This is a genomic window from Pseudomonas sp. 10S5 (assembly GCF_035019745.1).
In the GTDB taxonomy this organism is placed as follows: Bacteria; Pseudomonadota; Gammaproteobacteria; order Pseudomonadales; family Pseudomonadaceae; genus Aquipseudomonas.
Map to the genome: position 1 here is coordinate 49,538 of NZ_JASJVL010000013.1, position 11,643 is coordinate 61,180.

General features: G+C 55.5%; 9 protein-coding genes. 7 read left to right on the plus strand and 2 right to left on the minus strand.

Going from position 1 to position 11,643, the window contains the following annotated elements:
* Positions 1-261: 261 nt before the first annotated feature.
* Both QN378_RS15390 and QN378_RS15395 read right to left on the minus strand, forming a co-directional pair.
* Complete coding sequence (locus tag QN378_RS15390) at positions 262-1,860, minus strand: ABC transporter substrate-binding protein (protein WP_323550908.1); 1,599 nt, start codon at positions 1,858-1,860, stop codon at positions 262-264.
* A 36-nt stretch (positions 1,861-1,896) separates the two neighbouring features.
* Entirely contained in the window at positions 1,897-2,610 is a 714-nt protein-coding gene (locus QN378_RS15395) for an SIMPL domain-containing protein (RefSeq protein WP_322206717.1), read from the minus strand.
* Between the two features lie 294 nt (positions 2,611-2,904).
* Between QN378_RS15395 and QN378_RS15400 the strand changes: the two genes are divergently transcribed.
* From QN378_RS15400 to QN378_RS15430, 7 genes are all read left to right on the plus strand, one after another.
* Entirely contained in the window at positions 2,905-4,167 is a 1,263-nt protein-coding gene (locus QN378_RS15400) for an ATP-binding protein (RefSeq protein ID WP_322206718.1), read from the plus strand.
* Positions 4,160-4,726 carry a response regulator transcription factor gene (locus QN378_RS15405; RefSeq protein ID WP_322167575.1) on the plus strand — a complete coding sequence of 189 codons (567 nt, stop codon included), beginning with the start codon at positions 4,160-4,162 and terminating at the stop codon, positions 4,724-4,726. Before QN378_RS15400 ends, QN378_RS15405 begins: the two co-directional genes overlap by 8 nt.
* A gap of 99 nt (positions 4,727-4,825) precedes the next feature.
* Entirely contained in the window at positions 4,826-6,562 is a 1,737-nt protein-coding gene (locus QN378_RS15410) for an ABC transporter ATP-binding protein/permease (RefSeq protein WP_322206719.1), read from the plus strand.
* Positions 6,563-6,672: 110 nt separating this feature from the next.
* Positions 6,673-7,422, plus strand: a complete 750-nt coding sequence (locus QN378_RS15415; RefSeq protein ID WP_322206720.1) for a FadR/GntR family transcriptional regulator — start codon at positions 6,673-6,675, stop codon at positions 7,420-7,422.
* A gap of 267 nt (positions 7,423-7,689) precedes the next feature.
* Complete coding sequence (kdgD, locus tag QN378_RS15420; RefSeq protein ID WP_322206721.1) at positions 7,690-8,601, plus strand: 5-dehydro-4-deoxyglucarate dehydratase; 912 nt, start codon at positions 7,690-7,692, stop codon at positions 8,599-8,601.
* A 76-nt stretch (positions 8,602-8,677) separates the two neighbouring features.
* On the plus strand, positions 8,678-10,123 hold the full coding sequence (locus QN378_RS15425) for an aldehyde dehydrogenase family protein (RefSeq protein WP_323550907.1): 1,446 nt from the start codon (positions 8,678-8,680) through the stop codon (positions 10,121-10,123).
* Positions 10,124-10,263: 140 nt separating this feature from the next.
* Positions 10,264-11,637, plus strand: a complete 1,374-nt coding sequence (locus tag QN378_RS15430) for an MFS transporter (protein WP_322206723.1) — start codon at positions 10,264-10,266, stop codon at positions 11,635-11,637.
* The last annotated feature ends 6 nt before the right edge of the window (positions 11,638-11,643 follow it).

Below are 11,643 nucleotides of genomic sequence, written 5' to 3' on the forward strand. Positions count from 1 at the left end.
TCAGTTGTTGTCATTTTTTAGTAGAGGGCGCGACCTTGTGAGCCGACCCTGCGGATACTTATGCAGGCGCCATACCCAAAGCAAGATGGTGGCGCCAATGAAGCGGCAAACAGTGGCACGAACGTACAGGAATGTCGCATAAATGTAATTTGACGCGCATTTGATCGTTTGCGTAGTCGTTTTCAGCAACCTCCTCTGCACCGACTAAGTGCGGTCAGGCGTGTGGAATGCACCCGGTTAGAGCAAAGGTGTTACTGAAGGCTATTTATTTAGACTCACGCCGTAGAACGGAGTGAGTCCAAACGGGCTAAGTTTAAAGTTTTGTACTTCTTTTCGAATGGGTTGGAAAATCTTTGAGTTGGCGATGGGCGTGATAGGCACTTGTTCCTTCAAAATGTGCTGTGCTTGCTGGTACAGCTGGATACGTTTTCCTCGATCACTGGTGACTTTGGCTTCTTGCACCAGCTTGTCGTAGGCAGGGTCACACCATCTGGAAAAGTTGCTCCCCTTTACGGCCGCGCAGCTATATAAAACCCCGAGCCAGTTGTCTGGATCACCGTTGTCGCCGGTCCAGCCATAGGTCAGAACGTCGTGTTCGCCGTTCTTGGCTCGCTTGATGTATTCGCCCCACTCGTAGCTGACAATTGTGGCTTTAATGCCGATCTTCGCCCAATCGGCTTGAATCATCTGCGCCGACATTCGCGCGTTGGGGTTGGAAGCACGTTGTACCGTCATGGCCCACAAACTGATTTCGGTGCCTGGTGCAATCCCGGCCTCTTTTAGCAGTTGCTTGGCTTTTGTCGGGTCGTAGGGGGCGTCTTTGATCGTTAGGTCATAACTCCACTGGTTAGGTGGCAGCGCGTTTTGCGCCAACTGCCCGGCACTTTGGTATACCGCTTTTATGATCGCAGGCTTATCGATGGCCATGTCCAGTGCCTGGCGTACATTGAGCTGATCCAACGGTTTGTGGGTCACGTTATAAGCCAAGAACCCAAGGTTGAAGCCGGGCTGACTGAGGACGTTGATGTCCGGGTCTTTTTCCAGCAGTTCAATGTCTTGTGGACGAGGGTACCCGCTGACCTGGCACTCGTTGGTTTTAAGTTTTTGCGCACGCACGGCGGCGTCGGTATTGATCGAGAAAATCAAGTTGTCGATCTTCACATCCTCCGGCTTCCAATACGCAGTATTGGCGCTATAGCGAATCTGCGAGTCTTTTTGATAGCGCTTGAACACGAACGGCCCGGTGCCGATGGGCTTCTGATTTATGTCTGCCGCCTTACCTTCTTTAAGCAACTGCGCGGCATATTCGGCGGACTGAACCGAGGCAAAGCTCATGGCAAGGTTTTGAATGAACGCTGCATCCACATTGTTCAGGCTGAAGCGGACGGTAAGGTCGTCAATTTTGTCGATGCTTTTAATTGTCGTGTTTAACCCCATGTCGTTGAAATAGGGCGATTCCGATGGGTATGCCTTGCGAAACGGATAGTTCGGATCAAGCAGGCGATTGAAAGTAAACAGTACGTCGTCGGCGTTGAAGTCTCGGGTCGGCGTGAAGTAATCGGTGGTGTGAAACTTCACATTTGCACGCAAATGAAAGGTGTAACTCAGGCCATCGCTGGAAACCTCCCAGCGCGTCGCCAGCCCCGGTTCGACATTTGTGCTGCCGCGCTCAAATTGTGTCAGTCGGTTGAACACCGTTTCGGCAGACGCATCAAACTCCGTACCACTGGTGTATTGGCTAGGATCAAAACCGGCGGGGCTGGCTTCAGAGCAATACACCAGCGTGCTGGCAGCCTGAGAAATCGGACTGCACGCCAATAGAGCGGTGGCAAGCAGTAAGGGTTTGACTGTTTTTCCCATGGGGGAGCTCCAAAGAGTGCGGCAATCGCGCTGGCGTTATTGCATCTGGACTTCGATCACTCCGTCGGCGTTGACGCCAACATGGCTGGTGCCAGCTTCGACCTCTGGAGTAGGGGCGCCGTCAGAGCGGGCGGCCTTCATCATCATGACGGGCGCGCGCAGGTACGGTTGTGGAAAGCCTGAGGTGTTGAGGTTCAGGTTTACCAGCTTGTAGCTTTTGCCACCCAAGGCATCGGTAACCAATTGCGCACGCATTTTAAACGCGGTCACAACATCTTTGAGGAGGGTATCTTCGCTGGCTTTGCGGGTAGTGGGTGCGATGGCGAAATCCATGCCGCCAATCTTCATACCGTCCAACAGTTGCGCTGTCAGCTTGGACAGCGCTGCAAAGTCGGTGCTCTCAAGGCGTAACTCGGCGCGTTCACGCCAGCCGGTGATTTTTTGTCCTTTGTCATCGTAGATTGGCGAACTGTTGCGAGTGCCCTGTCGAAGGGTAATGTCTTTTACCTCGCGGGCCTGGCTGATTGCCTTGTTCAGCGACTCGGTAATTTCCGTCGCGAGTTTGGCCGGGTCAGCGTTTTGGGCTTCGGTAAACAACGTCACTATCATTAAATCGCGCGGCACCTCTTGGCTGACTTCGGCGCGTACGGAAACTTGGTTGTAACGTGCCTCTTCGGCTAAGGCCGGGAAGCTGGCGAGCGTAGCGACACCGAGGGCAATCAGGGTAGCGGCGGGACGAAGGCTGAACATACAAACTCCTTGTTAAGAACATCTGCAGCGGATCACCGTCAGACGGAAAATCATCAGACTGACTATGACCTATTCTGGTTCCTGGAGGTGTGTGTCCCCTGAAAACGAATATTCCTTGTAGAAGTCCAAGGCCGCTTTCGCTCTTACAAGCCGAGTTTGTCGCGACTTTCGGCAGACCTTTCAAGGGCAGTAATGACTGCCTCAATCTGTGACGCTTTGACGCAGTTATGCTGTTTTGACATTAGCTTCGTTATACTCGGCGCGATCCGCCTGCATCGCTCATCAGGAGAGCTCATGCTCGCCCCCGTTCAGCTGCTTTCAGCTACTCGTCAGAACCTGTGGCGCCTGACCGTCATTCGTACGTTGGTGCTCGCCGCGCAAGCGGGTTCGGTGGGCATGGCCTATATGTTGAGCCTATTGCCGCTGCCATGGCTGCCCTTGGCAGTTACGCTGGGGTTTTCCATGGTGTTGTGCCTATTGACCGCCATCCGCCTGCGTACGTCATGGCCCGTGACCGAGTTGGAATACGCCGTACAACTGGCCCTGGACATGTTGATACACAGCGTACTGCTGTATTTCTCCGGCGGTTCAACCAATCCATTCGTTTCCTATTACCTGGTGCCGCTGACCATCGCTGCGGTGACTTTGCCGTGGCTGTATTCCTTGATGCTGTCGGGTCTGGCGTTGACCAGTTACACACTATTGTTGGTGCAGTTTTACCCAATGGGTACATTTCCCATCGCGCGGGAAAATTTGCAAATTTATGGCATGTGGCTGAGCTTCGCACTGGCAGCGGCGGTGATCACCTTCTTTGCGGCAAGGATGGCTGAAGAGCTCCGGCGGCAGGAACAATTGCGTGCCGAACGTCGAGAAGAGGGCCTGCGCGACCAACAATTGCTCGCGGTTGCAACCCAAGCGGCTGGCGCCGCTCATGAATTGGGTACACCCTTGGCGACCATGAGTGTGCTGATCAAAGAAATGCGCCAAGACCATCATGATCCGCTGCTGCAGGAAGATTTAGCCGTGCTGCAAGAGCAGGTTCAGCAGTGCAAGCACACCCTGCAACAACTGGTGCGCGCCGCTGAAGCCAATCGGCGTATGGCCGTTGAAGAGCGTGACGTGACTGAGTGGCTTGATGAGGCTCTGAACCGTTGGCACTTGATGCGCCCTGAAGCCAGCTATCGCTTCCAACTTGTGGGCCAAGGGTCGATTCCTCGGCTGGCGCCACCGCAAGACCTGACCCAGGCGTTATTGAATCTGCTGAACAATGCCGCTGACGCCTGCCCAGAAGGGCTGGAAGTGCGCCTGGACTGGGGCCCCGCTGAAATTTGCATCAGTATTCGTGACCACGGTGCCGGTGTGCCGTTGGCCATTGCCGAGCAAATCGGCAAGCCATTTTTCACTACTAAAGGCAAAGGCTTCGGCCTCGGTCTGTTTTTGAGCAAGGCCAGCGTGACCCGCGCCGGTGGCTCAGTAAAACTCTACAGTCATGAAGAGGGCGGCACGCTAACCGAGTTGCGCCTGCCCCGTGACGCCCGAGGAGACAAGCATGAGTGACGAAATTCAAGTCGAAGGCGAAGGCGAAGAGCTGCCGCATCTATTGCTGGTAGACGATGACGCGACCTTTACCCGTGTGATGGCACGGGCCATGAGTCGTCGTGGCTTTCGCGTCAGCACCGCCAGTTCAGCCGAAGAAGGCTTAATGCTGGCGCAAAACGACATACCGGAATACGCCGCGCTGGACCTGAAAATGACCGGCGATTCGGGGCTGGTGTTATTGCCCAAGCTGCTGGAAATCGATCCGGAAATGCGCGTAGTCATTCTTACCGGTTACTCAAGCATCGCCACGGCAGTCGAGGCCATCAAACGCGGCGCCTGCAATTATCTGTGCAAACCGGCCGACGCCGACGACGTTTTGGCTGCACTGCTGTCCGAACATGCAGACCTGGATACGTTGGTGCCGGAAAACCCAATGTCGGTGGACCGGTTGCAGTGGGAGCATATTCAGCGTGTGCTGACCGAACATGAAGGCAACATCTCAGCAACCGCTCGGGCCCTGGGCATGCACCGCCGGACCCTGCAGCGTAAATTGCAGAAGCGGCCGGTCAGGCGCTGAACAGGGGCTGAACGAATGTCTGCGGACTTCGCGAAGCGCCGCGGCGATCATTTATGATCGGCCCCGACGCGTTTTTTCTATCCCAATCGAGCTTGAATAATGAATCGCAACGCCGAGTATTCTGGGGTCAACGACGCCGTCCGCGGAGAATTCTTCCGTCGCGTCTGGAAACTGATAACGCCGTACTGGCGTAGCGAAGAAAAAGGCATGGCCTGGCTGCTGCTGGTTTCCGTGATTGCGCTGTCGCTGTTTAGCGTGGCCATTTCGGTGATGATCAACAGTTGGTACAAAGACTTTTACAACGCCTTGCAAGAGAAAAACGTAGAGGCGTTTACTCATCTGATTTTGTATTTTTGCGGTATTGCCGCCATCGCGATCCTCGGTGCGGTATACCGTCTTTATCTGACTCAAATGCTAACCATCCGCTGGCGACGGTGGTTGACCGAGCAGCACTTTGCCAAATGGCTCGCGCACAAGAATTACTACCAGCTTGAACAACATGGTTACACCGATAACCCTGACCAACGATTGTCTGAAGACTTGAATAGCTTCACTTCCAGCACCTTGAGCCTGGCGCTGGGCTTGATCCGTACCGTGGTCAGTCTGGTGTCGTTCTCGGTCATTTTGTGGGGCGTTTCGGGCAGCATCGAACTACTGGGTGTCACGATTCCCGGTTACATGTTTTGGGCTGCACTGTTATACGCCGCGTTGGGCAGCTGGCTGACTCACAAAATCGGACAGCGCTTGATCAAGCTGAGCAACCAACAGGAACGCTACGAAGCGGATCTGCGTTTCGCCTTGGTCCGGGTTCGTGAAAACGCCGAAAGCATTGCCTTTTCTAATGGCGAACCCAATGAGAATCAGCGGTTGAGCTCGCGCTTCGGCATGATCTGGGCCAACTACTGGAACATCATGAAGGTCTCCAAGCGTCTAACGTTCTTCACGGCCGGTTATTCACAAATCGCCACCGTGTTTGCCTTTGTTGTCGCATCCCCGCGTTACTTCTCGGGTGCCATCGAACTGGGCGGTCTGATGCAAATCAATTCGGCTTTCGGCAACGTTCAGGAAAACTTCAGCTGGTTCATCGAGGCTTACACCTCTCTGGCCTCGTGGCGCGCTACCTGCGACCGTCTGTTAAGTTTCCGGCAGGGCATGCGCGACAACGAAGCCCATACTTCGGACATCAAGGTTGACCGAGAGGGCAATGCGTTGCGTTTTGATAACTTGGCGTTGAAGCTGGCCGATGGTCGTGACCTGCTGGCCGGTGCCAATCTGGACATTGCTTCAGGTGATCGGGTCATGCTGAGCGGCCGCTCGGGCAGCGGAAAAAGTACGTTGCTGCGTGCGTTGGGTGGCTTATGGCATGAAGGACATGGCAGCGTGACGCTGCCCGCCGAGCGTTATTTGTTCTTGCCGCAACGGCCGTATTTGCCCATTGGTACGTTGCGCGAAGCCTTAAGTTATCCACAGGCGCCCGAAGCGTATCCGGCAGACCGTTACGCTCAGGTCCTGGAAACCTGCCGTTTGACTCATCTAATACCGCGTCTTGACGAAAGTGATCACTGGCAACGCATGTTGTCGCCAGGTGAGCAGCAACGCGTAGCCTTTGCCCGTGCGCTGCTTTACGCACCCAACTGGCTGTATCTGGACGAAGCGACATCGGCAATGGATGAAGAAGATGAAGGCGTGCTGTATCAGGCGCTGATTGACGAACTGCCGGGCGTAACTCTGCTCAGCGTCGGCCATCGCAACAGCCTCAAGCGTTTCCATCGTCGGCATGTGCGGATTGATGGCGGCCAACTGCGTGAACAACCCCAACCTGAGGCCGTGGTTTAACGGTCGTACAAAAGATGCTTGAAAGCAGCCAGCTTTTTGCGCATGTTGTCGTACAACTCGGTTGCGCTATCATGCGCGCTTATAAAGCTTTTTAGAGATTGATGTCGGATATGGATAATCAGAGCCCTGCGCCACGTGTTCGCAGAAAACACCGCAGCCTCGCCCAAGAGTTGGTAACTGATCTCTCCGAGCGGATTCGCGGTGGGCAACTGACACGCGGAGACAAGTTGCCGACCGAGTCGGCAATCATGCAAGAGCAGGGCGTAAGCCGTACGGTGGTACGCGAAGCTATCTCGCGATTGCAGGCTTCCGGTCTGGTGGAAACTCGCCATGGCATTGGCACCTTTGTGCTGGATACCCCGAGCCCGAGTGGTTTTCGTATCGATCCGGCGACCATTGTTACTTTGCGTGATGTGCTGGCGATTCTCGAGTTGCGCATCAGCCTTGAAGTTGAATCGGCCGGATTGGCCGCGCAACGTCGCAGCCCAGAACAACTTGCCGCGATGCGGACTGCGCTGGATGCGTTGATCGAAAGGGCGCAAAACGCCGCTGACGGTGTGTCCTCAGACTTTCAGTTCCATTTGCAGATTGCCCTGTCAACGGGCAACCGTTACTTCGTCGACATCATGACTCACTTGGGCACCAGCATCATTCCACGTACCCGTCTCAACTCCGCACATTTGGCCCATGACGATCAGCAGCAATACATGAGTCGCCTGAACCGCGAGCACGAAGAAATCTTCGAAGCCATCGCCCGCCAAGATTCCGATGCCGCCCGCGCCGCCATGCGCTTGCATCTGACCAATAGCCGCGAACGCCTGCGTCATGCGCATGAAGAGGCACAAAAGCAGCAGGCTTAACCCGGTGTACCCTAACCGCAGGACCGAATTCATCCAGGAAGGTCACGACGCGGCGCGCCATCAGATCACGCTGCCCGCGTTCTTGATGGATGGGTCCACAGAGCATTTGCAATCTTCTACCGGTATTCGATACCTCTGATCGGCGTTGATATCAAATTTCCAAAATCCTGTTGAGTCATCTCATTTCTAGTTGTACGATGACATACAACATCGGCTGAGAGGTTGGTGCGCTTCCTTCCATATTTTGTTGCTCAGGGTGTTCGAATAATGAATCCACAAGAACTGAAGTCCATCCTTTCTGCAGGTCTGCTGTCTTTTCCGGTTACGGATTTCAACGCTCAGGGCGACTTCCACAAGGCCGGCTACATCAAGCGCCTTGAATGGCTCGCGCCCTACGGCGCTACCGCGTTGTTCGCTGCCGGCGGAACCGGTGAGTTTTTCTCCCTCGCAGCCAGCGAATATTCTGAAGTCATCAAGACCGCGGTTGATACTTGCGCCAACAGCGTGCCGATTCTGGCCGGTGTCGGCGGATCGACCCGTCAAGCCATCGAATATGCACAGGAAGCCGAGCGCCTGGGCGCCAAAGGCGTCTTGCTGCTGCCGCACTATTTGACCGAAGCCAGCCAGGACGGCGTTGCCGCCCACGTGGAGGCGGTGTGCAAGTCGGTCAATATTGGCGTGATTGTTTACAACCGTAACGTCTGCCGCTTGACCGCTCCACTGTTGGAGCGTCTGGCCGAGAGCTGCCCGAACCTGATTGGCTACAAAGACGGGCTGGGCGACATTGAACTGATGGTTTCCATCCGTCATCGGCTCGGTGATCGCTTCAGCTACCTGGGCGGCTTGCCGACCGCCGAAGTCTACGCCGCTGCCTACAAAGCGCTGGGCGTTCCGGTGTATTCGTCGGCGGTGTTCAACTTCCTGCCAAAAATGGCCATGGACTTCTACCACGCCGTTGCCCGTGACGATCACGCCACCGTGGGCAAGCTGATCGACGACTTCTTCTTGCCGTATCTGGACATCCGTAACCGCAAGTCGGGTTACGCAGTCAGCATCGTAAAAGCAGGCGCGAAAATCGCCGGTTACGCCGCAGGTCCGGTCCGTACGCCATTGACTGACCTCACCGCAGAAGAGTTTGAAATGCTCGCTGCGTTGATGGACAAGCAGGGCGCTCAATAATAAATATGCACAACCAAGGCCGCTGAGTGATCAGCGGTTCTGCCTTTAGCTTTTCGTGCTTTTTTGGAGAATGCTCGTGTCTGATTCGAAACGTTTTGATAACTACATTGGCGGCGAATGGGTTGCCGGTTCGACTTATTCCTCCAACATAAACCCATCTGATCTGTCGGATGTCGTCGGCCAGTACGCTCAAGCAGATGTGGCGCAAGTCAACGCGGCTATCGACGCTGCCCGTGCTGCGTTCCCGGCGTGGTCTACTTCTGGCATTCAAGCACGCAGTGATTCGCTGGACAAAGTCGGCAGCGAAATCCTCGCGCGCCGCGAAGAACTAGGCACCTTGCTCGCCCGTGAAGAAGGCAAGACCTTGCCGGAAGCGATCGGCGAAGTGACCCGCGCTGGCAACATCTTCAAATTCTTCGCCGGTGAAGCCCTGCGTCTGTCCGGCGACTACATCCCGTCGGTCCGTCCGGGGGTCAACGTTGAAGTCACTCGCGAAGCGCTAGGCGTGATCGGTCTGATCACCCCGTGGAACTTTCCGATTGCGATTCCGGCCTGGAAAATCGCCCCGGCCCTGGCTTACGGCAACTGCGTGGTGATCAAACCGGCTGACCTGGTGCCCGGTTGCGCGTGGGCTATCGCTGAAATCATCTCCCGCTCGGGCTTCCCGGCTGGCGTGTTCAATTTAGTGATGGGCAGCGGCCGTGTAGTGGGTGACGTGATTGTCAAAAGCCGCAAAGTCGACGGCGTCAGCTTCACCGGTTCCGTCGGTGTGGGTCGTCAGATCGCGGTTGATTGCATTGCGCGTCAAGCCAAAGTACAGCTGGAAATGGGCGGCAAAAACCCACAGGTCATTCTCGACGACGCTGATCTCAAGCAAGCGGTCGAGCTGTCGGTACAGAGCGCGTTCTACTCCACCGGTCAACGTTGCACGGCGTCGAGCCGCTTCATCGTGACCGCTGGCATCCACGACAAGTTCGTTGAAGCCGTGGCCGAGCGCATGCGTTCGATCAAAGTGGGCCATGCACTGAAGGCCGGTATTGATATCGGTCCGGTCGTTTCAAAAGCCCAGCTGGATCAAGACATGAGCTATGTCGCGATCGGTCAACAAGAAGGCGCACGTTTGGTATCGGGCGGTGAATTGGTCACCTGCGACACCGAAGGCTACTTCCTGGCACCAACGCTGTTTGCCGACAGCACCGCCGAGATGCGCATCAGCAAAGAAGAGATCTTTGGCCCAGTGGCGAACATCGTCCGCGTGGCTGACTACGAAGCTGCACTGGCCATGGCCAACGACACCGAATTCGGCTTGTCGGCAGGCATCGCGACGTCTTCGCTGAAATATGCCAACCATTTCAAACGCCATTCGCAGGCCGGGATGGTGATGGTCAACCTGCCAACGGCGGGTGTCGATTACCACGTGCCGTTTGGTGGTCGCAAAGGTTCTTCCTACGGTTCGCGCGAGCAAGGTCGCTACGCGCAAGAGTTCTACACCGTGGTGAAAACCAGCTACATCGGCTCGTAAGTAACGCGAAACCGCTAGGAGCCACCTTGTTGGTGAGGCGTTAGACCTGACACGCCGCCTCGCCAACAAGTTCGCTCCTGAAGAGTTGTACGTAAAAGCTTTACCCGCCCAAAAAAAATAAATAGTGGGAGTACTGTTACATGCCGCACGCCAAGCCGACCCACGTCCGCTATTTGATTCTGCTCATGCTTTTTCTGGTGACCACGATCAATTATGCCGACCGTGCCACCATCGCTATCGCGGGCTCCAGCCTGCAAAAAAGTCTCGGCATCGACGCCGTTACCCTCGGCTTTATCTTTTCTGCGTTTGGTTGGGCCTACGTGGCTGGCCAGATCCCCGGCGGATGGCTACTTGACCGGTTCGGGTCAAAAAAAGTCTATGCCCTGAGCATTTTCACCTGGTCGCTGTTCACCGTGCTGCAAGGCTATGTCGGTGAATTCGGCGTCTCCACGGCCATCGTCGCGCTGTTCATGCTGCGGTTTCTGGTGGGTCTGGCTGAAGCGCCATCCTTCCCAGGTAACGCACGGATTGTCGCGGCCTGGTTTCCTACCGCCGAACGCGGCACTGCGTCGGCCATCTTCAATTCTGCGCAATATTTCGCCACCGTACTGTTCGCCCCGCTGATGGGCTGGATCGTTTACAGCTATGGCTGGCAACACGTGTTTGTGGTGATGGGCGGCGTCGGTGTGGTGTTTTCCGCAATTTGGCTGAAAGTTATCCACAGCCCGCGCAATCACCCGATGATCAACGAAGCCGAGTTCAACCATATTGCCGACAACGGCGGCATGGTCGATATGGATCAGGATAAGGGCAAAGGTGCCAGCGGTGGCCCCAAGTGGGACTACGTGCGGCAGCTGCTGACCAATCGCATGATGCTCGGCGTCTACCTGGGCCAATACTGCATCAACGGCATTACCTACTTCTTCCTGACCTGGTTCCCGGTGTACCTGGTTCAGGAACGCGGTATGACAATCCTGAAAGCCGGCTTCATTGCCTCCCTGCCAGCGATCTGTGGGTTTGTCGGCGGCGTGTTGGGCGGGATCATTTCTGACTACCTGTTGCGCAAAGGCCATTCGCTGACCTTCTCCCGCAAGGTACCGATTATCGGTGGGCTACTGTTGTCGACGACGATTGTCGCGTGCAATTACGTGGACATCGAATGGATGGTGGTCGGTTTCATGGCCCTGGCCTTCTTCGGTAAAGGCGTTGGCGCATTGGGTTGGGCCGTGGTTTCCGATACATCGCCCAAGCAGATCGCCGGTTTGAGCGGTGGTTTGTTCAACATGTTCGGCAACATCGCTTCCATCACTACCCCTATCGTGATCGGTTACATCATCAACTCAACTGGCTCGTTCAAGTGGGCGCTGGTGTTCGTCGGTGCCAATGCGTTGGTGGCGGTGATCAGCTATGTGTTCATTGTTGGTGAAATCAAGCGCGTCGAATTGACAGAACCGTCACCTAAGGGCCTGGCAATCGGCGATGGCGCCAAAAAACTTTCTCAAGCCAAATCCTGAGGAAAC